The organism is Nonomuraea sp. C10 (genome assembly GCF_008017515.1).
In the GTDB taxonomy this organism is placed as follows: domain Bacteria; phylum Actinomycetota; class Actinomycetes; order Streptosporangiales; family Streptosporangiaceae; genus Nonomuraea; species Nonomuraea ferruginea.
On the sequence record NZ_VPFF01000003.1, the window covers coordinates 1,551,868 to 1,576,572 of the forward strand.

Annotated in this window: 25 protein-coding genes; 10 read left to right on the forward strand and 15 right to left on the reverse strand. The window is 71.6% G+C overall.

The annotated features are described in order from the left end of the window. Window positions 1–7 precede the first annotated feature (7 nt). The 5 genes from FR742_RS38970 to FR742_RS38990 form a co-directional block, all read right to left on the reverse strand. Window positions 8–532, reverse strand: a complete 525-nt coding sequence (locus tag FR742_RS38970; protein WP_148036242.1) for an AAA family ATPase — start codon at window positions 530–532, stop codon at window positions 8–10. After that, window positions 529–2,151, reverse strand: a complete 1,623-nt coding sequence (gene lysS, locus FR742_RS38975; RefSeq protein ID WP_187281585.1) for a lysine--tRNA ligase — start codon at window positions 2,149–2,151, stop codon at window positions 529–531. The genes FR742_RS38970 and lysS overlap by 4 nt, the downstream gene beginning before the upstream one ends. 40 nt (window positions 2,152–2,191) lie before the next feature. After that, window positions 2,192–2,692, reverse strand: coding sequence for a DinB family protein (locus tag FR742_RS38980; protein WP_148036243.1), 501 nt, complete (start codon window positions 2,690–2,692; stop codon window positions 2,192–2,194). 9 nt (window positions 2,693–2,701) lie between these two features. Next, window positions 2,702–4,360, reverse strand: a complete 1,659-nt coding sequence (locus FR742_RS46210) for a PQQ-dependent sugar dehydrogenase (protein WP_148036244.1) — start codon at window positions 4,358–4,360, stop codon at window positions 2,702–2,704. Between the two features lie 129 nt (window positions 4,361–4,489). Continuing rightward, window positions 4,490–4,756, reverse strand: coding sequence for a hypothetical protein (locus FR742_RS38990; protein WP_148036245.1), 267 nt, complete (start codon window positions 4,754–4,756; stop codon window positions 4,490–4,492). 317 nt (window positions 4,757–5,073) lie between these two features. Here FR742_RS38990 and FR742_RS38995 point away from each other — a divergent pair, with 317 nt between their 5' ends. After that, the gene (locus FR742_RS38995; RefSeq protein WP_148036246.1) at window positions 5,074–5,958 is read left to right on the forward strand and encodes a sulfotransferase; all 885 of its coding nucleotides are present in this window, start codon (window positions 5,074–5,076) and stop codon (window positions 5,956–5,958) included. Between the two features lie 51 nt (window positions 5,959–6,009). Here FR742_RS38995 and FR742_RS39000 read toward each other — a convergent pair whose 3' ends face one another. Continuing rightward, window positions 6,010–6,585 carry a helix-turn-helix domain-containing protein gene (locus tag FR742_RS39000; protein ID WP_148036247.1) on the reverse strand — a complete coding sequence of 192 codons (576 nt, stop codon included), beginning with the start codon at window positions 6,583–6,585 and terminating at the stop codon, window positions 6,010–6,012. 148 nt (window positions 6,586–6,733) lie between these two features. Between FR742_RS39000 and FR742_RS39005 the strand changes: the two genes are divergently transcribed. The 5 genes from FR742_RS39005 (at window position 6,734) to FR742_RS39025 (ending at window position 10,193) form a co-directional block, all read left to right on the forward strand. Beyond that, window positions 6,734–8,071, forward strand: a complete 1,338-nt coding sequence (locus tag FR742_RS39005; protein WP_148034936.1) for an FAD-dependent oxidoreductase — start codon at window positions 6,734–6,736, stop codon at window positions 8,069–8,071. Between the two features lies 1 nt (window position 8,072). After that, on the forward strand, window positions 8,073–8,327 hold the full coding sequence (locus FR742_RS39010) for a hypothetical protein (protein ID WP_148034933.1): 255 nt from the start codon (window positions 8,073–8,075) through the stop codon (window positions 8,325–8,327). 47 nt (window positions 8,328–8,374) lie between these two features. After that, on the forward strand, window positions 8,375–8,866 hold the full coding sequence (locus FR742_RS39015; RefSeq protein WP_148034932.1) for an MSMEG_0572/Sll0783 family nitrogen starvation response protein: 492 nt from the start codon (window positions 8,375–8,377) through the stop codon (window positions 8,864–8,866). Continuing rightward, on the forward strand, window positions 8,866–9,699 hold the full coding sequence (locus FR742_RS39020) for an amidohydrolase family protein (RefSeq protein ID WP_148034931.1): 834 nt from the start codon (window positions 8,866–8,868) through the stop codon (window positions 9,697–9,699). Before FR742_RS39015 ends, FR742_RS39020 begins: the two co-directional genes overlap by 1 nt. 80 nt (window positions 9,700–9,779) lie before the next feature. Further along, window positions 9,780–10,193 carry an OsmC family protein gene (locus tag FR742_RS39025; RefSeq protein ID WP_187281463.1) on the forward strand — a complete coding sequence of 138 codons (414 nt, stop codon included), beginning with the start codon at window positions 9,780–9,782 and terminating at the stop codon, window positions 10,191–10,193. Between the two features lie 40 nt (window positions 10,194–10,233). On the opposite strand, the gene FR742_RS39030 is transcribed toward FR742_RS39025, so the two are convergent. The 6 genes from FR742_RS39030 to FR742_RS39055 are packed head-to-tail and all read right to left on the reverse strand — an operon-like array spanning window position 10,234 to window position 17,271. Continuing rightward, on the reverse strand, window positions 10,234–11,667 hold the full coding sequence (locus FR742_RS39030) for a DUF1116 domain-containing protein (RefSeq protein ID WP_148034929.1): 1,434 nt from the start codon (window positions 11,665–11,667) through the stop codon (window positions 10,234–10,236). Next, the gene (locus FR742_RS39035; RefSeq protein ID WP_148034928.1) at window positions 11,654–13,237 is read right to left on the reverse strand and encodes an argininosuccinate lyase; all 1,584 of its coding nucleotides are present in this window, start codon (window positions 13,235–13,237) and stop codon (window positions 11,654–11,656) included. Before FR742_RS39035 ends, FR742_RS39030 begins: the two co-directional genes overlap by 14 nt. Further along, complete coding sequence (locus FR742_RS39040) at window positions 13,234–14,328, reverse strand: 1-aminocyclopropane-1-carboxylate deaminase/D-cysteine desulfhydrase (protein ID WP_148034937.1); 1,095 nt, start codon at window positions 14,326–14,328, stop codon at window positions 13,234–13,236. The genes FR742_RS39035 and FR742_RS39040 overlap by 4 nt, the downstream gene beginning before the upstream one ends. Further along, entirely contained in the window at window positions 14,319–15,521 is a 1,203-nt protein-coding gene (locus FR742_RS39045) for an adenylosuccinate lyase family protein (RefSeq protein ID WP_148034938.1), read from the reverse strand. Before FR742_RS39045 ends, FR742_RS39040 begins: the two co-directional genes overlap by 10 nt. Beyond that, window positions 15,518–16,432 (reverse strand): hypothetical protein, encoded by a 915-nt coding sequence (locus tag FR742_RS39050; RefSeq protein ID WP_148034939.1) that lies wholly within the window; start codon window positions 16,430–16,432, stop codon window positions 15,518–15,520. Before FR742_RS39050 ends, FR742_RS39045 begins: the two co-directional genes overlap by 4 nt. Further along, window positions 16,429–17,271 carry a phosphosulfolactate synthase gene (locus FR742_RS39055; protein ID WP_148034940.1) on the reverse strand — a complete coding sequence of 281 codons (843 nt, stop codon included), beginning with the start codon at window positions 17,269–17,271 and terminating at the stop codon, window positions 16,429–16,431. Before FR742_RS39055 ends, FR742_RS39050 begins: the two co-directional genes overlap by 4 nt. Window positions 17,272–17,354: 83 nt before the next feature. On the opposite strand from FR742_RS39055, the gene FR742_RS39060 reads away from it, so the two are divergent. Continuing rightward, the gene (locus FR742_RS39060) at window positions 17,355–18,308 is read left to right on the forward strand and encodes an AIR synthase related protein (RefSeq protein ID WP_148034941.1); all 954 of its coding nucleotides are present in this window, start codon (window positions 17,355–17,357) and stop codon (window positions 18,306–18,308) included. Window positions 18,309–18,340: 32 nt separating this feature from the next. On the opposite strand, the gene FR742_RS39065 is transcribed toward FR742_RS39060, so the two are convergent. From FR742_RS39065 to FR742_RS39075, 3 genes are all read right to left on the reverse strand, one after another. Then, complete coding sequence (locus FR742_RS39065; RefSeq protein WP_148034942.1) at window positions 18,341–18,835, reverse strand: MSMEG_0567/Sll0786 family nitrogen starvation N-acetyltransferase; 495 nt, start codon at window positions 18,833–18,835, stop codon at window positions 18,341–18,343. Further along, a complete protein-coding gene (locus FR742_RS39070; protein WP_148034943.1) occupies window positions 18,804–19,973 on the reverse strand; it encodes an MSMEG_0568 family radical SAM protein in 1,170 nt (389 codons plus the stop codon). Before FR742_RS39070 ends, FR742_RS39065 begins: the two co-directional genes overlap by 32 nt. Window positions 19,974–20,152: 179 nt before the next feature. Then, entirely contained in the window at window positions 20,153–20,809 is a 657-nt protein-coding gene (locus FR742_RS39075) for a hypothetical protein (protein WP_148034944.1), read from the reverse strand. Window positions 20,810–20,923: 114 nt separating this feature from the next. Between FR742_RS39075 and FR742_RS39080 the strand changes: the two genes are divergently transcribed. Genes FR742_RS39080 through FR742_RS39090 form a run of 3 tightly spaced genes read left to right on the forward strand, consistent with a single transcriptional unit; the run spans window position 20,924 to window position 24,599 of the window. Then, window positions 20,924–21,877: a carbamate kinase gene (locus FR742_RS39080; RefSeq protein ID WP_222709210.1), complete on the forward strand. Its 954-nt coding sequence runs from the start codon at window positions 20,924–20,926 to the stop codon at window positions 21,875–21,877. Beyond that, the gene (locus tag FR742_RS39085) at window positions 21,874–23,424 is read left to right on the forward strand and encodes a protein FdrA (RefSeq protein ID WP_148034946.1); all 1,551 of its coding nucleotides are present in this window, start codon (window positions 21,874–21,876) and stop codon (window positions 23,422–23,424) included. Before FR742_RS39080 ends, FR742_RS39085 begins: the two co-directional genes overlap by 4 nt. After that, a complete protein-coding gene (locus tag FR742_RS39090) occupies window positions 23,421–24,599 on the forward strand; it encodes an MSMEG_0565 family glycosyltransferase (protein WP_148034947.1) in 1,179 nt (392 codons plus the stop codon). The genes FR742_RS39085 and FR742_RS39090 overlap by 4 nt, the downstream gene beginning before the upstream one ends. The last annotated feature ends 106 nt before the right edge of the window (window positions 24,600–24,705 follow it).

Genomic DNA, 24,705 nt, shown 5'->3' on the forward strand with positions numbered 1-24,705 from the left:
CCATGCGCTAGATCGAGGCTTCGTTCGTACGCGCCAGAATCTCGTCGACCGTCTCGGCGGGGGTCTGCGCGGAGGTGTCGAGCCAGAGACCGATGCGCGGCGTGTCGCGGCGCAGCCCCGCGTCCAGCTCGGCCACGGTCCATGCGCCGTAGGCGGTCTTGGCGCGGTCCGCCTCCCGTCGCGCCACGGTGGCGGCGTCCGGCGCGAGCACCACCACCATCAGCGGGCGGGTGGTCACCAGCCGGGTGAACAGCTCCAGGTCGGGGCCGAGCACCACGTCCTGCACCACGGCGGTGAACCCCTCACTGGCGTAGAGGTCGGCCGCGGCGGCCGCGACGCGGTAGCGCAGGTGGAGCTGGCGCACCGCCTCCTCGCCGGCGCCGGGGGTCATCGGCACGCCGCCGGTGACCACCATGCGGCGGAACACGTCTCCCCGCACGTGCGCGGCCCTGGGCAGCCGCTCGGCGAGCGCCTGCGCCACGGTCGACTTGCCCGCCGCCTGGATGCCGGTGATCAGGTAGACGGCGCTCACACGCCGGCCAGCTTGCGGACCCGCTCGGCGCCCACCGCCAGCAGCAGCGTCGGCAGCCGCGGCCCGGTGTCGCGGCCCACCAGCAGCCGGTAGAGCAGCGCGAAGAAGGCCCGCTGCGCCGCCTTCACCTCGGGCGTCGGCTTGGCGTCGGCCGCCAGCCCGGCCCGCAGCTTCGGCACCCCGTACACCAGCGTGGTCAGCCCCTCCAGCGACCAGTGCTCGTCGAGGCCCTCCGTCAGCATGCGCAGCGACTCGCGCTCGTCCTCGCCGAGCGAGCCCAGCAGCTCCTCGTCGGGCGACTCGCGCACCCGCGTGCGCTGGTCGGCGGGCACGTGCGTGTCGATCCACGCCTGCGCCCGGTCCAGCCTCGGCCGGACCTCGTCGAGCGCGGCGACGCCGTCGAGGTCGCCGAGTATGCGCCCGATCTGGCCGGTGTCGCCGGTCGTGACGTCCGCGATGGAGGCGAGAGTCCGGTACGGCACGGGCCGGGGGGTGGCGGTCAGCGGGCCGCGCGAGGTGCGCACGGCCCTGGCGTGCGCGGCCAGCTCGGCCGGCTGCGCCGCGTCCTGCGCGACCTTGCGGCCGAGCGCGTCCCACTCGTCGTAGAGCCGCTGGATCTCCTGGTCGAAGGCGACCTTGAAGGACTGGGACGGCTTGCGGCGGGCGTAGAGCCAGCGCAGCACCGGCGCCTCCATGATGCGCAGCGCGTCGGCCGGGGTCGGCACGTCGCCCTTCGAGCTGCTCATCTTGGCCATGCCGGTGATGCCGACGAACGCGTACATCGGCCCGATCGGCCGCTCGCCGCCGAACACCGGGCCGACGATCTCCCCGCCGACCACCCAGGCCGAGCCGGGCGAGTGGTGGTCGACGCCCGACGGCTCGAACACCACGCCCTCGTACGCCCAGCGCATCGGCCAGTCGACCTTCCACACCAGCTTGCCGCGGTCGTGCTCGGCCAGCCGCACCGTCTCCCCGAACCCGCACGCGCAGGAGTAGGCGAGCTCCGTGGTGTCGTCGTCGTAGGCGGTGACCGTGGTCAGGTCGCGCTCGCACATCTCGCAGTACGGGCGATAGGGGTAATAGGCGCCCGGCCGCTCCTCGCCCTGCTTGGTGCGGTAGCGCGCCAGCACCGCGTCGATGCTCTCGCGCTCGCGCATGGCGGTCAGGATCTGCTCGCGGTACGCGCCCGAGGTGTATTGCTCGGTCTGGCTGATGCCGCGGTAGTCGACGCCCAGCTCGGCCAGCGCCTCGATCATGGGCGCCTTGAAGTGGTCGGCCCACGAGGCGTGGTCGCTGCCCGGAGGCGCGGGCACCGAGCTGAGCGGCTTGCCCACGTGCTCGGCCCACGACGGGTCGACGCCCGCCGGCACCCTGCGGAACCTGTCGTAGTCGTCCCACGACAGCAGGTGCACGCACGCGTGCCCGCGCTTGCGGATCTCGTCGGCGACCAGGTGAGGGGTCATCACCTCGCGCAGGTTGCCCAGATGGATCGGCCCCGACGGGCTGAGGCCCGAGGCGCACACGATGGGCTCGCCCGGCGCGCGGCGCTCCGCCTCGGAGATCACCTCATCCGCGAACCTGGACACCCAGTCGGTCTCCGTGCTGTCAGCCACGCTCATCGCGCCATTCTTGCGGTTCCCCGGGGCCGAGGCCAACGCGCTATTCCCCGGTCGTGCCGTCGATCCGCTCGCGCAGCAGGTCGGCGTGGCCGTTGTGGCGGGCGTACTCCTGGATGAGGTGGATCAGCGTGCGCCGGTGCGACACGTTCTGGCCGTGGCGCTGCCGCTTGGCGAGCGCGTCCAGCGGCAGGGCGGCCGAGATCTCCCGGGCCCGCGCGATCTCGGCCCGCCAGGTGGCGAACGCCTCCTCGGCCGAGGCGGTGTCCACCTCGTCGAAGTCGGCGTCCTGGCGGGTGTCCTTGCCCCACAGCCGCGGCACGTCCTCGCCGTCGATGATCTGGCGGAACCAGGCCCGCTCGACGTGCGCCATGTGCCTGACCAGGCCGAGCAGGGACAGGCCCGACGGCGGCACGGCGCGCTCGCGCAGCCGCTCCTCGCTCAGCCCGGCGCACTTGGCGGCGAGCGTCTCGCGCTGCCAGTCGAGCCAGCTGTTGAGCACGGCGCGCTCGTCACCGGTGAAGATGGGTGGTGTCCGTTCCATCCGGGCAAGCTAGCGCACTTCGCACGCGTAGCCGGAGGGCAGCCCGGCGTCGGCGCCTGACCGGGTGGCCTGGAAGCCGAACGTGGTGCTCTGGCCGGGGCCGAGGGCGCCGTTGTAGGGGGCGTTCTCGAAGACCGCGCCGGACCTGGCGGCGTTCCACGAGCCGGTGATCTGGTGCCCGGCCGGCAGGGTGACCGTGACCCGCCAGCCGGTGATGGGGGACGTCCCGGTGTTGGTCACCGTGACGGGCTGGACGACGTAACCGGTGGGCCACTGCGTCTGGGTGGTGGCCACCGCCGCGCATCCGCCCGTGGTGCCGCCCGTGGTGGTGGTGACGGTGACCGTGCCGGAGACGGGGGAGAGGTTGCCCGCCGCGTCGCGGGCGCGGACCTGGAAGCGGTACGTGCTCTGCGGCGCCAGTCCGGTGGCCGTGAAGGTCGTGGTCGCGGAGGTGCCCACCTGGGCGAACGACCCGCCCGACGAGCCCGGCGCGCGCAGCACGTCGTAACCGGTGACGCCGGTGTCGTCGGTGGAGGCGGCCCACGTCAGGGTGGTCGCGGTGGCCGTCGTGCCCGTCGCGGTCAGGTTGCCCGGGGCGGTCGGCGGGGTGGTGTCGCCCCCGGTCGAGGCCGGTGGGACGCGGACGATCCGGTCGTCCTGGGCGACCGGGTTGCCGCGGCCGTCGCGGTTGCTGGTCGCCACCCAGAGCCAGCCGTCGGGGCCCACCGCGACCGCGCGCAGCCGCCCGTACTCCGAAGTGAACTCGGCCTGCGGGGTGCCCGCCGTGCCGTCCGGGTTCAGCGGCACGGCCCACAGCCGCTGGCCGCGCAGCGCCGCCGCGAAGAGCGTGCCGTTGGCGTACGCGAGACCGCTCGGCGACGCCTCGGCCGTGGTCCAGGTGACGATCGGGCTGCGGAAGGAACCGCTGCCGCAGGCGCCCTCGCAGGTGGGCCAGCCGTAGTTGCCGCCCGCGACGATCCGGTTGACCTCGTCCCAGGTGTTCTGGCCGAACTCGGTCGCGTACATCCTGCCCTGCGCGTCCCAGGCCAGCCCTTGGACGTTGCGGTGACCGTAACTCCAGACCCGGGAGCCCTGGAACGGGTTGTCGGCGGGGATCGCGCCGGTGGGCGTGATGCGCAGGATCTTCCCCGCGAGGCTGTTGAGGTTCTGCGCGTTCGAGGTGGTGCCGGCGTCGCCGGTCGCCACGTACAGCATGCCGTCGGGACCGAACGCGATGCGGCCGCCGTCGTGGATCGCCGCGCTGGGCACCCCGGAGAGGATCACGGTCTGCGTCTGCGGCGCGGTCAGCTCGAACCTGACCAGGCGGTTGTCGCCGGCGGTGCTGGTGAAGTACGCGTACACCCAGCCGTCCCTGACCGCGATGCCGAGCAGCCCGCTCTCACCCGAGGCGCTCACCCCGGCGACCGTGGCGACCTGCGTGGGCGCCTGGCCGGGGCGTACCCGCATGATGCGCCCGGTGTTGCGCTCGGAGACCAGCCCGCTGCCGTCGGGCAGGAAGGCCAGCCCCCACGGCACCTGCAGCCCCGTGACGGACACCTCCGCCCGATCGAAGTCGAACCCGCCGACCACCTGGGCGCGCGCCTCGGGGGCGGTGAGGACCAGGGCGACCAGCGCCATGACGAGCGCGGGGACGAGACGGGCGCGCATGACGGGCTCCTTGGCGGGATCGTCGTATGCGGACGCCAGCACCGTAGGCACCGGTGGCGCGAGACCTCAACGACCGCGGCAGGTCAGAGCCCGCGACCTGCGACGACGCCCGTCGTGGAGGTGAAACTTTCAGGCCAGGGCGGCGGTCTCCTCCTGGCTGAAGGCGATCACGATGTATCGGCCGTTGGCGTAGCTGACCACGGGCCGTCCGAGCCGCTCGCCCACCCTGCGGGCCACGCCCTGGAAGAGGCCGACCATCTCCGGGGTGTCGGCGCTCACCCTGAACCGGCCGCTCGTGAGGAGGTGCTCGGTGACCAGGGAGGCGAAGCCGGCCTCGGCGCGGGCCCGTTCCGCCGCGTCGAGGGGGGTGCGACGGACCGGGGAGTGCTGGGGCATCGCTGATCTCCTTCTGATCGCCGTACCGGCATGCTAGCGGCGGCTCCAGGTTCCCTGGGAGTAGTAGCCGTTCGGATAGCCGCGCGGGGGGTGCGGAGATAGGTTGTCGGGACCCCTCCCCAGGTAAGGACGTATGTGATGCCGGCCCAGACGCCGCCGCCGATCTCCCCGCGGACGAGCGGGGCCATCATGGGGGATTTTTGCCGTTATCTACCGTTTAAGTTACGTTTGTCGCACTACGGCGACCGTAACTCTTGTTCCGGACGCCCGAATCGGGGGAGAGGGAAGCACGCGGACGGAAAGGCGGCAGGTCGCGCATGAGCGTCGTGAAAACCGGCATCAGGCGAAGGGTTCGGCTTCTGGGTGAGGCGCTGCGTCCCCCGAAACCGGCCAAGGCGATGGACGCGAACAGGCCCAGGAGCGCCGACTCCCCCCGCCCGCCGAAACGCGTGCAGGTCGTCGACTACAGCGTCCCGATCATGCCGCGCCAGGTGGAGTCACCCGTCTTCGTGATCGCCTCGGTCCGCTCAGGCTCCACGCTCCTGCGCAGCCTGCTCAACAGCCACTCCCGCGTCCGCGCCCCGCACGAGCTGCACCTGCGCACGCTCAGGGTGCAGCCGGCCCCCGGCTTCTCCGAGGAGTCCATGCTGGAGCTCGGCCTGGACCAGGTGGAGCTGGAGCACGTGCTGTGGGACCGCATCCTCCACCTGGAGCTGCAGCGCAGCGGCAAGGACGTCATCGTCGACAAGACCCCGGGCAACGTCTTCACCTGGGAGCGGCTGAAGTACGCCTGGCCGAAGGCGAAGTTCCTCTTCCTGCTGCGCCACCCGGAGGGCGTGGTCTCCTCCCTGGAGAACCGCAAGGGCAACACCAGCTCGCGCGAAGCCCTGGAAGCCAACGCGCTGAAGTACTTCAAGCCCTTGGAGAAGGCCCGCACCACCCTCGACGGCCTGACGCTCCGCTACGAGGAGCTGACCGCCGAGCCCGAGCGGGTCACCCGCGAGGTCTGCGACTACCTGGGCGTGCCGTGGGAGCCGGAGATGCTCGACTACGGCAAGCACGACCACGGCAGGTACCTGCCGAACCTGGGCGACCGCAGCGACAACATCAAGTCCGGCCGGATCCAGCCGGCCCGCACCTTCGGCACCGCCACGCTCTCGCCCCGGCTCGCCAAGTACGCCGGCGCGTGGGGCTACGCCTGACGTCACCAGCACGACGGAAGCCGTGCGTCTCCAGGGAGGAGACGCACGGCTTCACTGCTGCGGGCGCAGCGCCATCCAGAGGACCACGCAGTCTTCCTCCGCCGGATTGCGCCAGGAGTGGGGCTGCTGGGTGCGGAAGTGGAGCGAGTCGCCGGCGCCCAGCATGTAAGCGGTGTCGGCGACCGTGAACGCCAGCTTGCCCGACATCACGTAGAGCAGCTCCTCGCCGGGGTGTCCCATCGGCTTGCTGCCGCTGCTCGCGCCGGGGAGGACCGTCGCGACGGCCGCCGCCATCAGGAAGTCGCCGTACGGGCCGGTGATCCCGGCCAGATCGAGCCCCGCGTGGGAGGTGTAGATCGGGCGCCTGTTGGCGGCCCGGGTGTGGACCGTCGGCAGGTGGTCGTCGTCGTCCTCGACGAAGTAGGACACGGGGAGCTCGAACGCTCCGGCGATCTTGAGCAGGGTCGTGATGGTGGGGACCATGTCCGACTGCTCGATCTTGTGGATCGTCGCCGCCGACACATCGGCGCGCTCGGCAAGTGACTGAAGCGAGTAGCCGTTCTGCTTGCGGAGTGACTTGATCTTCGGGCCGATACCGGAGACGACTTCGGCCACTCGTGCGATCACGCAGACCCTCCGCCAAACTCACGCGTTTCTCGGGTTCTCAACCAGTCCTTGTACACACCTTGACGGTACCTCAGAGCTACGTCAAGTATGGTGAATAGAAATTTGAGCATGCTCAACGCGGTGCGTTCCGATGGGAGACGAGCGGGAGATGACCAGGCGAATCGTTGTTGTAGGCGGTGGAGCCGCTGGGATGGGTGCCGCGGGTGCCGCCAAGGGCACGGACCCGAGCGCGGAGGTCATCGTCTTCACCGGATACGAGGACGCTGCGTACAGCCCCTGCGGGATTCCCTACGTCCACGGCCGCGAGATCGCGAGCTTCGAGTCGTTGTTCATGGCGACCAAGCAGCAGTACGTCGACCAGGGCATCGACATCCGCTACGAGACGACCGTCGCGAGCATCGACGTCAAGGCCAAGACGGTGACCACGACCGACGGCACCGTCGAACGCTACGACTCGCTCGTGCTCGCCACCGGCTTCGACTACGCCGACCCGGACGTGCCGAACAGCGACCTGGGCGGCATCTACTACGTCAAGAACATCCGCCAGGCGATGGAGTGGGACAAGGTCCTCGACACGGTGAAGACCGCGGTCGTCGACGAGGCGACGCCGCTGGGAGCCGAGATGGTCACCGCGCTCGCCCACCGCGGCATCGAGACCCACCTGGTCGACCCCGCCCCCTGGGCCATGTCGTCCGCGACCGACCCGGACATCATGGAGCCGGTCCAGGAGTCCTGGATCGAGATGGGGGCCAAGCTCCACTTCAACACCAAGGTCACCGGCTTCGTCGGCGACGGCGGCAAGCTGCGCGAGGTCACCACGTCGCAGGGCGGCATCCAGGCGGACCTGGTGGTCGTCGCCACGAAGAAGGTCCCCAACGTCGAGCTCGCCACCGCCGCGGGTCTCAAGACCGGCATGAGCGGCGGCCTCATCGTCGACGGCCGGATGCGCACCTCGGTGAGCGGGGTGTACGCGGCCGGCGACTGCACCGAGATCCCGCACGGCGTCTCCAACGTGCCGATCCAGGGGCTCTCCGGCAGCCACGCCTACGCGCAGGGCAAGGTCGCAGGGGTGAACGCGGCAGGCGGCACCCGCGAGTACCAGGCCGTCTACGTGCCCTGGGGCATGGTGGCCGGCAAGTGGATGATCGGCGGGGTCTCCTTCAGCGAGACGCTGGCGACCGCGCTCGGCGTCCCCTTCGTCGTGGGCAACGCGCAGGGCATCTCCCGGGCGCGCTACTACCCCGACGTGAAGCCGGTCAAGGTCAAGCTCCTGGCCGAGCCCGAGCATCTGCGGCTCATCGGAGCCCAGCTCGTCGGCGGCGAGGGCATCAAGGAACGCGCCGACTTCCTGGCCATGGCCGTGCGCACCGGGATCACGATCAACGACCTGGCGACGATGGAGAACGTCTACAGCCCGCCCATCGGCGCGCTCAACGAGCCCATCTCGCTCGCGGCGCAGAACGCCCTGTCGAAGCTGGGGAAGTGAGATGGGGCTGACTCGCTGGGTACGCCAGACGTCCGAGCACTACCTGATGATCGACGCGCAGGACAAGGTGGCCGCCCGTCTCGGTGCCACCCGTCCTCTGCCGCCCCGCGGCGTCGAGATCTTCTGGCGCCGGATCTACGTCCCGGTCTTCCACCGGCTGCCTCTGAAGCTGCGCAACGCGGTCATCGCGCGCATGCCGGGGAGTCACCAGAAGCAGTGGAAGCAGCAACCGCCACGAAAAGGACCCGCGGTCTGACCGCATAGGCCGACAACCATAGAGCGAGTTATTCACAAAGGAGTGACATGTCCACCAAGACGGTAACCGTCGCGACTCCCGCCGAAGGCGACGTTCTCTGGGACACCAGCGAGAAGGTCTTCGAAGACATCCGGGCCGAAGAGGGTCAGAAGGCCACGGTCTTCATCCACTCGGTGCCCTTCGAAGGGTCCGTCTCCCTCGTCAACCTGATGACGTCCACGCGCCTGCAGCGCAAGGGGTTCAAGCTGACCGTCGTCCTCTACGGCCCCGCCGTGCTGCTCGGCGCCGCCGGTCGCGGCTACCCCGCGGTCGGCAAGGAGGGGTTCCCGGGGAACCTGGCGGTCAACAGGCAGCTCCAGACTCTCCTGGACGAGGGCGCCACGATCTACGCCTGCCGCTTCGCCATGGGCGCGCTGTACGGCATGCGGGAGGACGACCTGATCCCGGGGATCAAGGCGTTCAACCCGCTCGACGTCCTGGACTCCGCCCTGACGGCATGGCGGGAGGGCCACTTCCAGCTCAACACTTGGACCATGTGATGACGAAAGCACCATCGCGGCACTCTGACGCCCACCGGCACATCGGAGTTCTGCCCGCCTTCCCGTTCTACGGCGGACCGCCCGTCAACCCGGACGTGAAGGCCCGCGCCACCGTCGACGAACTGCTCGCCGACCTGGACGCGGAGGGCACCGAGCGGGCGCTGGTGATCCCGAACTACGGGGTCCCCGATCCCAAGCACTCGTTCGAGCTCAACGAGCTCGTCGTCGAGGCGGCGGCAAGGGACGACCGGCTCCGCGCCGCGGTGTGGGCGTCTCCGCGACCGCAGGACGCCGAGCTCACCGAGAAGGCGCTGACGCTCGTCGGCGAGACCGGGGTGAAGGCTCTCAAGATCAGCTTCCTGCTCGGCGGGTCCGTCGAGGACGCCGAGTGCCAGGTCCAGCTGGACAAGATCTTCGCCGCCGCCAAGGCCAACAACCTCGTCGTCCACGTGCACACCTCGCCGGGTGCGCAGTCGGACATCGACAAGGTCGGCCAGCTGGTGGACCGGTACGCCGACGAGACGCCGGTCCACCTGGTCCACTTCGGTGGCGGGGTGAGCGGCCACATCAAGCTCATCGGCACGAGGTTCTTCGACTGGATCGAGGCCGGCAAGAAGGTCTACACCGACCTCACCTGGTCCGTCGGGTTCGCTCCGTACTGGCTCGCGCAGGAGATCGAGCGGCGCGGGATCGGCGGCGACCGCGTGCTGTTCGCCTCCGACCTGCCGTGGGGCGACTTCGCGGGTGAGTACCACCGCATGATCGAAGCCGTCGGCGACGGTGAGCTGGCGGACCTCGTCTTCAACGAGAACTTCGACCGCCTGTACAGCTGACTCACAGGGGGCCGCGGGTCCCGGGGCGCCGCCCCGGGGCCCGCGGTCTCTCATCTATGCGCTGCACCAAGGGAGCAGATTTGGCAAGATCCGGAGAATCGCAAGAAGTCATCGCCAAGTGGGAGGGCGACTGGCGGGCGACCGTCACGGCCGGGGCGTTCTCGTTCCCGGTGGACGAGCCCCCGGAGGCCGGCGGAACCGACACCGGCCCGATGCCGACCGACTACTTCCTCGGGTCGCTCGCGTCCTGTTACGCGCTGGCGCTGGCGTGGTCGGCGCGCAAACGCGGCATCGAACTGCCCGACCTCCAGGTGTCGGCGGTCGGCGAGTACGACGGCCCGCGCTTCAAGGAGATCAGGCTGACCGTGAACACCAGCCTGCCGATCGAGGAGCTGGAACCGCTGCTCGCCCCGGCCTCCCGGGTCTGCTACGTCTCCAACACGCTCGCCCACGTCCCCAAGATCGACGTACGGCAGGCCGACATCTGCGCCTGAGGCGAGGCGCGCCCCGCGCGGAGCACGCCTCGCCTCCGGGTCAGCCCCCCAGCTTCGCGTCCAGCGCCATCATCGTGTCGACGAACGCCTGGACCGGCGCCGTGGCCACACCGGCGCCGACCTGGCCGCTGCCGTCGGCGTTGTGCAGGATCCCCGTCGTCACCTGCGGGGTGATGCCGAGCTCGACGACCTTGCGCACGTCGACGCCCACCGGTGAGCCCTTCATCCCCCACACCGGGATCATGAACCGGCTGGAGTTGCCCACGCACACCTGGTCGAGCTGCGTGGTCAGCTCGGCGGCGGCGGCCATGGTCCCCCCGACGATCTGGGCCACAGCCGGCGAACCGGCCGCGGCCGCGCCGCCGAGGCCCACGAGCTCCAGCACCGAGCTGTCCCCGATGTCCGGGGCGGCGTCCGCCTCACTTCGCCCCGGGTGGTAGAGCGCGCGCTCCACCATCGGCGCGGGCGCGAGGTGCCAGTCGGAGGACGGCCCGGCCAGCCAGGCGGCGAAGTCGGTCCCGTTGCGTGCCATGCCGGTCACGACCGAGCTGTTCTCGACCTCGGCGGCCCAGGCGGTCAGCGCCCGGGCGGCGGCCATGGCCAGCGTGAGGAACAGCAGGTGGTTGCCCGAGAGGAACGTCGCCGCCTCCGTCCGGCGGGGGTGGTCGCCCGACACCAGCGCGGGCAGCAGGTTGCGCAGCAGCAGGTTGGTCGCGGCCTGCGTGCGGACGTGCACGTCGTCGCCCATGGCGACCGCCTGCGCCGCCAGCGACATCACGTCGACCGGCCCGGCCTCGGCCAGGGCGGCGGCCAGCACCGGGCCGACCACCTCGCGCAGCAGCACCAGACGGTCGATCGCGCCGGGGGTGTCGCGGCCGAACCACGCCACGTCGCCGGGCCCCTGGCCGATCGGCGCGTAGGTGGTGACGCCGGCGTCGGCGAGTTCGACGGCCCACACGGGCGTGCCCGGCCCCATCGCCGTCGCCATCGGCACGACCACGCCGTGCGCGTTGGCCGGCTCCAGCCGTACGGAACCGTCAAGGAGCAGGGCGTCGGCCTCATCGGGGTCGCGCGCCCACCCCTCGGCGCAGACCGCGGCGCGCATCGAACGGCGCAGCGGGTCGACCGTGTCCTCGATCGCGATGCGCGGCCCGCAGTGCAGGAGCACCCGGCCCTCGGCCAGGATCGGGATCACCTCGCCTGCGGTCCGCACGCCGACCAGCTGCGGCGCGCCCCGGTCCAGCCGCCGGAAGACCTCCTTGTTGGCGGCGTCGATCGTCGCCGCGTGCCGGCCGTAGAGGCGGCGAAGAGCCGCGACCACCTCGGCGTCACCGCCACCGGGAATCCGCCAGTCGACCTGGACCACCGGGCGCTTCTGCTCGGCGATCGCCTCGGCGAACAGCGGCAGGCCGATGTTGACGACGTTCACCTCCCCGGGAAGGCGCACCGGGGTGGCGGTATCAGTGGCGTTCATCGGTTTCTCCCTTGATGTCGTTCCCCTCGGCGGGGTCCCCCTTGATGAAGTTCTCCGCGAGCGCGACCAGCGCGGCCTCGGAGTGCTCGAACGAGGCGCGCGCCGCCCGCGCGCGGCCCAGCAACGCGGTCGCCTCCGCGAGACAGTCGGCGGCCATCGCCTCGACCACGGGCGGGGCCGCCCCGCCGGCCAGCGTCCGCGTCTCCACGATGTGCCGGGGGTCGAGGATCTCGGTGAGGTCCCGGCCCTCCAGCCCGAGGGAGATCCCGGCGTACTGCTGGGCGGCGGACTCCAGCCGGGCCGCGTCGAGGTCGATGCCGCGCAGCCCTTCCCTGCTCGCCTCCCGCACGGCGATCCCGACCACCTGGTAGGCGGTCCGGTAGTCCACCCGGCAGGTCTGCATGACGAACTCCGCCAGGTCGGTCGCCTGGCTGAAGCCCGACTCCAGGGCCTCCCACATCCGGTCGGCGTTCACCGTCATGCTGCGGATGACCCCGCTGGTCAGCCTCGTCGTACGCAGCGCCAGGTCCAGCGCGCGGGGGATCTCGCCGTACGCGTAGATCAGGTTGTCGCTGCGGGCCGACGGGCTCTTGCTGACGGCGAGGAACCCGGTGAGCCGGCCGATCAGGGTGCCGGAGGCGCCGCGGATGATCGAGAGGGCGTACGGGTTGCGCTTCTGCGGCATGAGCACGCTGGAACGGCTGAACCCGTCGGCGATGGTGATGTAGTCGAACTCGTTGCTGGCCCAGATCTCCAGGTCCTCGGCCAGCTTGCTCTGCGTGGTCAGCAGGCTGGACGCGTGCGACAGCGCCGCGATGAGCCCGTCGATCTGCCACATGGCGTCGCGCGTGTGCTGGATGAAACCCTCGAAGCCGAGCAGTTCGGCGACCCTGCCCCGGTCGGCCAGCAGCCGGCTCCCGTTGACGCAGCCCGCCCCGCCCGGACTGGTGTTGACCCAGGCCAGGGCGTCCATGAGCCGCTCGGCGTCGCGCAGGACCGGGTAGGCGAAGCTGACCAGGTAGTGGCCGAACGTGGAGGGCTGCGCGTGCTGCAGGTAGGTCTGGTCGGGCAGCCACGTCGTGCTGTTGCCCGCCGCGACCTTCGCGATGGCCTGCGCCAGCTCCGCCGACGCCTCGATCAGGTCCTCCAGGACGCTCCGCACGTGCAGCCGCAGGGCGATGCGCACGGCCTCGCGCCGCGGCCGGCCGGCGTGCAGCCACCCGGCGTCGTCACCGATCTGGGCGGTGAAGTACCGCTCCCGCGAGTTGTACGGCTCGCCGAACGCCGGGTCGTAGGGGAAGTCCTCGGCCGGGGTGCGCACGGCCCGGAGCAGCACCCGCATGAGCTGCTCGGCGGCGCTGTAGGGGACCACCCCGCGTTCGTGCAGATCGACGAGGTGCGCGAGGTCGGCGAGGTTGAGGCCCGCGTGCAGCAGCGGCGAGTCGGCGTTCTCCAGCGCGAACCCGCTGTCGATCAGCTCCTGGGCCGGGCCTTCCACCGGTGGGCCCAGGCGGTCGAGCCCGCCCCGGTGGTGCGCCGAGGGTGCGGACGGCAGTCCGTCGTCGATCATCGTGCCTCCCATCCGGCGACGGCGTCGAGCAGGCCGCCGGTGTGCCAGAGAACTGTGGTCAGGTCGGGGTCGTGGCGTCGTTCGCCGAGGATGCGCGGGAGGGCGCCCAGCGCCTTCGCGGTGTAGACCGGGTCGAGGACGACCCCTGAGGCGCGCAACGCCAGCCGCGCGGCGCGCTCGCCCTCCTCCGAGGGGCGGGCGTGCCCGGGGCCGCGGGCGTCCTCGACCACGACATCGGACGCCTCCGGGATCTCGGTCCCCATCAGCCGGGCGCATCCTTCGCCCAGCTCGAGTATCCGCCGGGCGGTCTCATCCGGCGGCCGGCTGACCGAGGCGCCACGAATCAGCATCCTGCGCCCCGACGCCACGGCCCCGGACACCAGCCCGGCCTGCGTCCCTCCAGACCCCGCCGCCACGACAACCACAACGGGCCCCACAAGCCGGCCCTCAACGTGAGCCCCGGCTTGTGCCCCGGACCGGCCCTCAGAGTGAGGCCCTTGCTGGGCCGCGGTTTGCTCCCCGGGCTGGGGCGCGGCTTGGGGTACGAGTTGGGTGGCCAGTTCGAGGGCTGCCAGGTGGAAGCCGGTCGCACCGAGTGGGGTCGCGCCGCCGCGTGGTACGGCGAAGGCGGTCTGGCCGAGTTCGCCGGCCGCTCTCTCGATCGCGACGTCGACGAAGGCGCGGTCCGGGTCGTGGGTCCATCGGATCTCCGCGCCCCAGTGGCGGGCCGCCAGCAGGTTGGGGTGCGAGGTCTGGGGAGGCGATCCGGCGTAGATCAGTACGCAGCGCAGGCCCGCCCAGGCGGCGGCCGCCGCCGCGGCCTGGCAGAAGTTCGAACCGGGCGTCCCGCCGGTCACCAGCACACGCGCACCGGACTCACGGGCGGCCGCGATCAGCATCTCCAGCTGACGCGCCTTGTTCCCGGCCACCGCGAAGCCGGTGAGGTCGTCGCGCTTGAGCAGCATCCGCCCGCGCACGTCCAGCGCCTCGGCCAGCCGTGGCGCCTCCACCAGGGGAGTGGGCAGCACGGCCAGCTCGGCCCGGGGCGGCGCCACCCCCTGGTTCTCCCGGTGATCCGGTGTCACGGCCATGAGGGCGACTCCTCCGACCTGGCGCGGCGGGCGCGGGCCACCACGAGGTCGACCATGGCGGCGGCCGCGCCGGCGTCGGACGGGTTCTGGGTGCCGCCCAGGTGGGTGCGCAGGTTGGCCGCCATCCGGTCCGAGCGCACCTCGAGTCCCTCGACGAGCTGGACCCCGAGCCTCAGCGCCGTGCCCGACAGCAGGCACACCTCGGGCAGCGCCACCCATTCGGCCTTCCAGGCCCGCCCGTCACGTTCGTGCTGGCTGACGACCGACTCCAGCAGCACCCCGGCGTTGGCCCTGACCAGCCGGGCCAGCGTGTTCAGGTGCTCGCTGCCCTCGGGGTTGCGCTTGTGGTGCATCGTGATGCTGCCGACCACCCCTTCGGGACGCGGCTCGCCCAGCTCGCCGATCTCGGGGCGCTGCAGCTCGTACACCTCCTCGCCGATCCGCGCAAGCGTGCCGGTGACCAGGGCGAGCAGGCCGCCGAACTCGGCGATCCGGTCGCGGGCGCTCAGCCAGGAGATGACCGGGTCGGCCAGCCCGAGGTCGGCGCAGAAGCGGGCCCGTACGGCGAGTCCGCGGTCGCCGTACGCGACCAGGGTCCCGATGCCGCCGCCGAGCTGCCCGACGAGCCACCGCGGCGCGCCCTCGCGCAGCCGGTCGAGATGCCGCCGGATCTCGTCCGCCCAGGACGCCGCCTTCCAGCCGAAGGTGGCCGGCGCTCCCGGCTGGCCGTGCGTCCGGCCCGCGATCGGGGTGTCGCGGTGCTCCACGGCCAGGTCGAGCAGGCGGTCCTCGATCCGGCGCAGGTCGCGCCAGACGATGCCGCCGACCGCGCGCGTCGCCAGCGAGGTCCAGGTGTCGGTGACGTCCTGGACGGTCGCGCCGACGTAGACGTGCTCGCGGGCCGGCTCGGGCAGCACCCGGCGCAGCTCGTGGATCAGGCCCAGGGTCGAGTGGCCGGTCTCGCGGGTGCCGCGCGCGACCCGGTCCAGGTCGAGCCGGTCGACGCGCAGCTCGGCGGTGATGGTCTCGGCGGCCCCTGCGGGTATGAGCCCTTCCGCCGCCTGCGCCCTGGCCAGCGCGGCCAGCACGTCGAGCCACCCCTGCAGGCGGCCCCGCTCGTCGAAGATCTGCCGTAGCTCGTCGGTGCCCCACAGGTGCGAGTAGACCGTCGAGTCCGAGATGCGCGCGCTCACGTCGCGTTCTCCCGCCCTTCCTCGGTGGTACGAAGCTCCTCGGCCAGGTCCGAGGCGGCGGCCAGCCCCGCCGAGACCAGGGTGAACGACGCTCCCCAGGGCACCACCACCGTGTCGCCGCGGGTCTCGATGTGCTCCTCCAGCAGGCAGCACTTGGTGAGCCGGGCCTCGCCGGGAGGGAGCGGCCTGCTGGCCGCCAGCGCGGCCGGGCAGATGTCGACCTGGGTCACGCCCGCCGCCCGATCCGGATAGAAGTGGTCGTGGATGGCGCGCGAGCGGGCGCAGCCCAGCAGCAGCCAGTCCGCCTCGGGCGGCACCTCGTCGAGATAGGAGACCTCCGCCCCGGGGACCGTGATGCCGCCCCCTCGGCACGGCAGCAGGTAGTGGCCGGCCGGCTCGCGGGCGGCCATCTCCTCCAGGTCGACGACCTCTGACACGCACTCGGTCGCCGGCAGCTCCTCGGCGGTGTCGAGGACGCGCCGTACCTGGTCGACCAGCTTGGCCGGCCAGGGCGGGGCGACGTCGAGCACGTGCACCCGGCGCGGGACGGCGTCCAGCATGAAGTTGACGTGCCCGTAACGGCCGCGGACGACCACGCAGCGCGGGGCGTCGGCGATCCCGGACGCCGCGCGCAGCAGCTGGCTGGGCACGGCGGTGTCGATGTCGGCCCGGTCCACGAGGATCGTCTCCTGGGGCGACGCCAGCACGCGCACGTCGGTGACGTCGACGAACAGCTCCTCCTCGCCTGCCTTGGTGACCTCGACCAGGGCCAGTCCGTCGTCGTTGCGTGCCACCACGAACCGGGTCCTGCGGTACACCTGGCGGCTCAGGAAGAACTCCCGCAGGGAACGCTCGTCGAGATCCACCGGGACGTCGGTGAACGCCACGGTTCGATACTGATGCGGGATCATGGTGAATCCTCCAGTCCTGCGTCGTGCGGAGGGAGAGGGAAAGTTCCCATGGTGTCGGAGCGCAGCCCCAGCCGGAGCGTCTCGACCGCCAGGGCGTCGGCCGGAGCGATGTTGCCGAGGTTCACGTTCGCGCCGTAACGCCGGATGAGCCAGGCCTGCTGCGCGCGAAGGGGCGCCTCGAACAGGGCGTTCTCCAGGCCCACCGCCGAGACGACCGCGTCGACGATCTCCGTGCGCACCTCGCCGGCCGGGTCGTACAGCCCGACGGTGCCGCTCTCGCGCCCCTCGGTCACCACCCAGCGCGCGCCCGCCTCCAGGTCGGCCCGCGCGTCGGCGCCCCACTGCCGGGCCGAAGGAGGCGTGTCGGGGTTCTTGACCCCGATCTCCGAGAGCACGACGAACCGGGACGCCGCCGCGCTGATCATCGCGTTCTTGTCGTCGCGCGGGATGGCCACCGAGCCGCACGACACCTCTATGCACGGGAACCCCACCGACTCGGCCCAGTCCATGAACCGGTCGAGCACGCCCTGCTGCCACGACACCTCCAGCAGGGTCCCCCCGGTGCAGGCCAGCACCTGGTGCGCGGCCAGCAGGTCGAGCTTGGCGTCCAGCGCCGGATCGATGTAGGCGGTGCCCCAGCCGAACTTCCACACGTCGATGCTCGCGGCGGCGGAGGACAGCCGGAGCTCGGCCTCGGCCACCGACATGCCGTTGTCGAGGACGTGCGAGATGCCGCGCCGGCGGGGCTTGGTCGTGCGCTCCGGAAGGGTGAGAAAGCCGGCGACCTGCGATGTCTGGCCGCGCGACGCTTCACGGTAGCGAACGGGGTGTCCTGTCACGGGAAAGGCTTCCTCACTAGAATGACGTCTTCAGCGCCTGCTCTGTCTGCCGGCGCCACCCACCGCATGGAAGAGAACTCATCGTGCCGATCAACGACCTCGACCACCTGGCACAACGGCTGCGCGGCCTTCCGGGCGTGACGGCCAAGAGCGCCATCGGGGCGGTCACCGACGTGTTCGGCGGCGGTGACTGGTGGTCCGGTCCCGGCGACGACGGAGCCGTCGTGCACGATCGCGGGCGCAACCTGATCGTCGGCGGGGAGGCGATGCTGCCCTCCTTCGTCGCGAAGGACCCCTACGGCGCCGGGGTGGCGGCCGTCCTGGCGAACGTGAACGACCTCGCCGCCATGGGCGCCCGTCCTCTCGCGATCGTCGACACGATCGTCGGCCCGCGCGAGGTCACCAGGAAGATCCTGGAGGGCCTCAAGTGGGCCGGCGAGACCTACCAGGTGCCCGTGGTGGGCGGGCACCTCACCGAGAGCGACGGCCCGCCGAGCCTGTCGGCGTTCGGTCTCGGCACCGCGGAGAAGGTGCTGTCGGCCACGCACGCCGCCCCCGGCCAGGCGTTGATGCTCGCCTGCTGCCTCGACGGGCGCATGCGCGACGACTTCCTGTTCTTCCCGTCGTTCGACGAGCGGGGCGACCGCCTGGCGGGCGACGTCCGGGCCCTCGCCGAGGTGGCGGAGTCGGGCGCGGCGGTGGCCGCCAAGGACGTCAGCATGGCCGGCATGATCGGCTCGCTGGCCATGCTGCTGGAGGCCAACAGGCTGGGCGTCCAGGTGGACATGGACGAGCTCCCCGTGCCCGAGGGCGTGCCGGTCGCCGACTGGCTGTCCTGCTTCCCCTGCTTCGCCTTCCTGCTCACGACGCCTGACGACCGGGTCGAGGAGTGCGCCAAGGCCTTCACCGCGCGAGGGCTGACCGCGCGCCGGCTCGGCACCCTCGACGACACCGGCGAGGTGCGCCTGCGCGACGCCTCCGGCTCGGTGGTGGTCTTCGACCTGAACGAGGAGTCCGTCACCCGGCTGGGCCGCTGACACATGCCCGGCCTTCCTGACGTACGAAGTGATCACGTCAGGTCGATGCTCATCTGCTGGTGGGGCACGCCGACGTAGGCGACCGGGCCGCCCACCTTCGACCAGCCGAGCCGCCGGAAGAAGCTCACGTTGCCGAGCTGGACGTACGCGATCATGCGCGCGCCGCCGGCGGCCGCGGCGGTCTCCACCGCGTACCTGACCAGCGGGCCCCCCAGCCACAGGTGCCGATACTCCGGGAGCACCGCGAGCCGGTCCCCCTTCCACAGCCTCTCGCCGTCGGGCGCGGGGTAGCGGTACAGCCGGACCGTGCCGGCCGGCACGCCGTCGGCGAACGCGAGCACGTGGTGGACGCTGGGATCGCGGTCGAACTCGTCCTGGTCGGTCTGCTCGAACAGCGACTGTTCCGCCACGAAGACCGATCGCCGGATCCGGAGGTGCTCCTCCAGCTCCTCCGCCGCCGTCACCGTACGGCAGACGTGATGCGGCGCGGCCTGGTCAGAAAACGAGCGGGAGAGAGACGCGCCCATCGGGCACCCCACCCTTCGTCGAACCAGAACCGGCACGTTCCAGGGCGGCCTGCCCCGAACACGCCTGGCAGCGTGCGCATCCCGCCATGACCCCGGTGGCGGTGAGCCCGCGTCGCAGCATGTGCGGGACGACCTGCCGGTAGATCCCCTCGACGTAGTCCGCTGACGGGGGCCGTTCGTCCTCCATGAGGCTGCCCGGGACCGGGCGCAGCGGGACGATGAACGGGTAGACGCCCATGTCCACCGCCCGGCGGCACATGTCCACCGTGAGGTCGGGGTCCTCGCCCATGCCGAGGATCACGTACGTCGAGACCTGTCCTTCGCCGAAGACCCGGACCGCGCGTTCCCAGGCGGAGAAGTACGCCTCGATGCCCCAGCGCGCCTTGCCCGGCGCGACCCGCGCGAGCACCTCGGGGTCGAAGGTCTCCACGTGGATGCCGACGGAGTCCACGCCCATGCCGCGGACCCGGTTGATCACGTCGAGGTCGGACGGGGGTTCGAACTGGACCTGCACCGGCAGCCCGGACGCCTCCTTCACGGCCTGGGCGCACCTGCCGACGTAGAGGGCGCCGCGGTCCGGGGTGGCGGTGCTGCCGGTGGTGAGCGTGGCGTCGACGGCGCCGTCCAGGTCGCGGGCCGCCACCGACACCTCCGCGAGCATCTCGGGCGTCTTCTTGGCGATCGTGCGACCGGCCGCGAGGGAGACCCCGATCCCGCAGAACGTGCACTGGTCGGAGTTGCCCCAGTAGGCGCAGGTCTGCAGCACCGTGCTGGCCATGGAGTCCAGGTGCATGAGCGCGATCTGCCAGTAGGGGACGCCGTCGGCCGTCTTCAAGTCGTAGTACTTCGGCCGGGGAGCCAACGCCGCGTCCGCCAACCGGACCGAGCCCTCGTAGATGCCGAAACCGTCGTCCTCCTGCCGCAGGGCATACGGGGAGTCACGCACGTAGTCGGCCGTGGTGGGAACCGTGGCCGGGCTTCCGTCGATCCACAGCATCCCCGCGTCGGCGGGACCGGCGCCGCCCTTCCGCGCCTCCATGGAGATCTCGGTCCGCAACCCCCGGCTCTGCAACCGGGCGATCAACTCGGCGAGTTCCTCCTGGTCGAGGGTCCGGTGGGTGTCGGGTGCCTCGGTCATGATGTGGCTCCTTGTCCGGGCCGACTCTTAACGGTGCTCGGCTAGACCGCCATGAAGGATGACGCATTTACTATAGGAAACTACTCTTTGACTACTATAGAAAGAATGTAGGGAGTGGCAACTAGGCGTCAGTGAATGACCGGGTATGCCCACAATCGCCCGGTCTGTGGCGTGTCTCGTCAGGAGTCCTTGAGCCGGGTCACCCACACCTCCCGTTCCTCCGCGGAGGCGGCCTCGTGAAGGACGTGTCCCCCGTCGCCGGGCTCGCCTGAGGCGAGCCGGCCGGTCTCCAGGTCGATGCGCCCCCGCTCGACGGTGTGCACGCAGACGGTGAACGTCTCGTCCGGTCGCGTCGTCACGAGCAGCGCCCGCCCGGTGGCGGGGTCGACCTCCAGCCGCCGGTACGGGACGAACGGGTCCCCGGGACGGTAGCCGGACTCCTCCAGCACCAGCCATCCGGCGCCCGGGGCGGCCTGCGCGAGGGCGGCCAGGCGGTCGTCCAGCGTGACCTCCTCGAGCGCCTCCCGGTAACGCATCGCGAACGCGGCGCCCGCGACGGCCTCGACGTCCAGGCCGTCGGACGTCAGCAGCTCGCTGGACTCGACCACCCGGCGCACCAGCTCGCGGTGCTCGGCCCAGGCTTCGACCAGCGGTTCGAGGCCCCGCCCGGACTCGCGGAGCCGCTGCGCGACCGCGCCGACCAGGCGCGTGGTCCTGAGGTAGATGTCCGGCTGGTGGGCGCTTCCGGCGAAGGCCCGCTCCGCGGCCGCGGTCCAGAGGCGGAGAAGCTCGCTCGCGGCCTGCCGGGCGTCGGGTGCGGGTCCTGGGTCACGCACACCCTCAGTCTCGGACATTTGATATTTCCTCCTGGACAGTTCACTATACTAAACGTTACATCTAGTATCGGATATTGAGGTAGGGGCGACCAAGCAGTGAGCAACGTAGCTGTGGTGGCTGTCGGCGGTAACGCCCTGACCCGCGCGGATCAGCCGGGTACAGCCGAGCAGATCGAGAGCAACGCCGCCCAGATGGCGTCGGGGATCTCGAACCTATGCGAGGCGGGTTGGTCGGTGGTCGTCGTCCACGGCAACGGCCCGCAGGTCGGCCATCTGGCGATCCAACAGGAGGGGAGCGTCGATCTGGTGCCACCGCAGCCGCTGTACTCGCTGAACGCGATGTCACAAGGGCAGCTCGGCAGCGTCCTGGTGCGCGCGATCGACACCATCCGGGGGCCGGGCACGGCCGTCGGCCTCATCTCGCACATGGTCGTCGACCCGCACGATCCCGCCTTCCGTACGCCCACCAAGCCCATCGGCCCCTTCTTCACCGAGACGGAGGCCGCGGCCATGGCCGAGCGGCGCGGCTGGGAGATGAGACAGGACGCCGGGCGGGGCTTCCGGCGGATGGTCCCCTCGCCCCATCCCACCGAGATGCTGGAGCTGTCCGCGGTCACGCCCCTGCTCGCGGCCGGCAAGGTGGTCCTCGCCGCCGGCGGCGGCGGAGTGGCCGTGGCCCGTGACGATCAGGGCCGCTATCACGGCGTGGACGCCGTGATCGACAAGGACTCGGCGGCCGCACGCCTCGCCGGATCACTCAAGGCCACGATGATGATCCTGGTGACGGGGGTCGACGCGGTCATGGTCGACTACGGCACCCCGCGGGCCCGCGCCGTCCACGAGCTGTCTCTCGCGCAGGCCGAGCGGTATCTCGCCGAGGGCCAGTTCCCGGCCGGGAGCATGGGGCCCAAGATCCGGGCGGCCACCGACTTCGTACGGGAGAGCGGCGGGACCACCGTCATCACCTCGGCGGAGCGCATGCTCGAAGCCCTGGACCCGCAGAACCGTGTCGGCACGCACATCGTTCCCGAGCAAGCAATGAGCGAAGAAGCAATGAGCATCGCATGAGCACCCACGACAACCTCGCCCGCGTCCGCGTCGTCCGTGACACCTACCTCGACTCGCTCCGGCTGCTCGTCGCCACCTCGGTCATGGCCGAACAGGGCGGCGTCACCTGGGCGGGTGCCGTGATGGCGACGCCTTCAGGCCGGGAGAACCTGGAGGCCGAGGGCTTCGGCGCGGAGTCCGTCGGCCAGGCCGGGGCGAACGACCTCGTACTCGCCGTGCGCGCCGGTGACGAGGCCGCGGCGGAGGCCGCGCTCGCCGCCGGCGAGCAGGCCGCGTTCGAGGACGCCCGCGCCGAGTCCGGTGAGGCCGCCGCCGCCGCGCCCCGCACCGTCAGCGGAGCCGTCGCGCAGATGCCGGACGCGTCCGTGGCGATCGTCTCCGTGCCCGGTGGTTACGCGGCGCTGGAGGCCCACCACGCGCTCTCCCAGGGGCTGCACGTCCTGCTGTTCAGCGACAACGTCTCGCTGGACGAGGAAGCGGAGCTCAAGAAGCGGGGGAACGAGCTCGGCCTGCTGGTCATGGGGCCGGGGGCGGGCACCGCGGTGATCTCCGGCACCGGTCTCGGGTTCGCCAACGCGGTACGCCGCGGGCCGGTCGGCGTCGTCGCCGCCGCCGGCACCGGGGCGCAGGAGGTGTCGGCCCTGCTCGACCGCTGGGGCGTCGGCGTCTCGCACGTGATCGGCGTCGGCGGCCGTGACCTGTCCGAGGCCATCGGCGGGCGGATGGCCAAGGCGGCCGTGCGCGCTCTCGACGAGGACCCCGAGACCGAGGTGATCCTGCTGGTGTCCAAGCCGCCGAGCGAGGCGGTCGCCCACAGCGTGCTGGAAGAGTGCGGGTCCACCCCGGCGGTGGCCGCGTTCCTCGGCCTCTCGGAGATGGAGCCGCCGTCCGGGGTGCGGATGGCGCGGACGCTGGAGGAGGGCGCGCTCACCGCCGCCCGGCTCGCAGGCAAGACGCCCCCGGCCACCTCCGAAGGCCTGCGCGCCCAGGTGGAGGAGCGGCTCGGCGCCCTGGGCGACGAGCGGCGCACCGTCCGCGGCTACTACTCCGGCGGAACGCTCTGCTACGAGGCCCAGGTGATCATCAACGAGCTGCTGGGCGAGGTGTACTCCAACGAGCCGCTCCTGCCCGGCAACACGGTCCCCGCCCCGCCCGGCGCGAACGTGCTGCTCGACCTGGGCGCGGAGGAGTACACCGTCGGCAGGCCGCATCCGATGATCGACCCCGGCAACCGCATTCAGATCCTCCGCCAGGAGGCCCGCGATCCCGAGGTCGCGGTGGTGCTGCTCGACGTGGTGCTCGGCTACGGCTCGCACGAGGACCCGGCGGGGCAGCTCGCACCGGTGCTCGGCGAGATCATGGCCGACGGCGGCCCGCAGGTCGTCGCGTACGTCCTCGGCTCCGACACCGATCCCCAGGGCTACGCCAGGCAGCGCGCGACGCTGGAGGGGATCGGCTGCCTGGTGACCGAGACCGCGGCGCGCGCCGCGTACACGGCGGCGGCCATCGCGAGCCGCCGCCCTGAACTAACGGAGTCCCACCGGTGACAGAACACCTCCGCCTTCCTCCCGTCGCCCTGATCACCTACAGCACCCGGCCGAGGGGCGGCGTCGCGCACACGCTGGCGCTGGGCGAGGCGATGCACGCGCTCGGCCAGGACGTCCTGATCGTCGGACTCGGTGACCCGGGCAAGGGGTTCTTCCGGCCGGTCGCCGCCCCGACCCACGTCGTCACCGCGCCCGTCACCACCGGCGGGCTGGAGGAGAAGGTCGCGGCGAACATCGACGCCCTGGAGGCGGCCCTGGCCGACCTCGCCTCCGCCTACCCCATCCTGCACACCCAGGACTGCATCGCGGCCCGTGCGGCGGCCCGCGTGCGCGACGCCGGGATCCCCAGCAGGGTCGTCCGCACCGTCCACCACGTGGACGACTTCGACAGCGAGATCCTGATGGACTGCCAGCGCCAGGCCATCCTGGAGCCGGACCAGATCCTGGTGGTCACCAAGATCTGGCAGGACATCCTGCGGGAGGACTACGGAGTCCTGGCCGACGTGGTGCCCAACGGCGTGGATCCGGCCCGCTACAGCCGGCACTCCCCGGAGGTCGTGGCACGGTTGCGGGCCCGGGTCGGCGCGACCGACCGGCCGCTGCTGCTGTCCGTCGGCGGCATCGAGCCGCGCAAGGGCAGCGACACGCTGGTGGCCGCGCTGTCCAGGCTGGTCGGCGAGCGTACGCCGCCGCCCGTGCTGGCCGTGCTCGGCGGCCACTCCTTCCAGGACCACCGCGCCTACAGGGAGAAGGTGCTGGCGAGCCTGGACGCCCTCGGCCTGACCCTGGGCAAGGACGTCGTCGAACTCGGCACCGTGCCCGAGGGCGAGATGGCGGCGTGGTACGCGGCGGCGGACGTGCTGGCGTTCCCTTCCGTGAAGGAGGGGTTCGGCCTGGCCGCCCTGGAGGCGATGGCGGCCGGTCTTCCCGTGGTCACCAGCGACATCCCGGTGTTCAGGGAGTGGCTGGTCCCCGGCCGCGACGCCCTGCTGACCCCCGTCGGCGACGCGGGAGCGCTGGCCGGCGCGCTCTCGGCCGTGCTCGACGACGAGGCCCTCCGCGCCCGGCTCCGCACCGCGGGCCTGAGCCTGGCCGACCGCTACACGTGGACCGCCAGCGCCCGCCGGCACCTGGAGCTGTACGCCGGCAGCCCGGAGGCGCTCACCGCACACTGACACGGCTCACCGCGCCGAAGGGCACGGACGGAGTGTGCATTCGGCCACTGACCTGCCACACCGCCTGCCGCACCCTGAGGTTGCCCGCGTTTCGCCGTGGAACGCC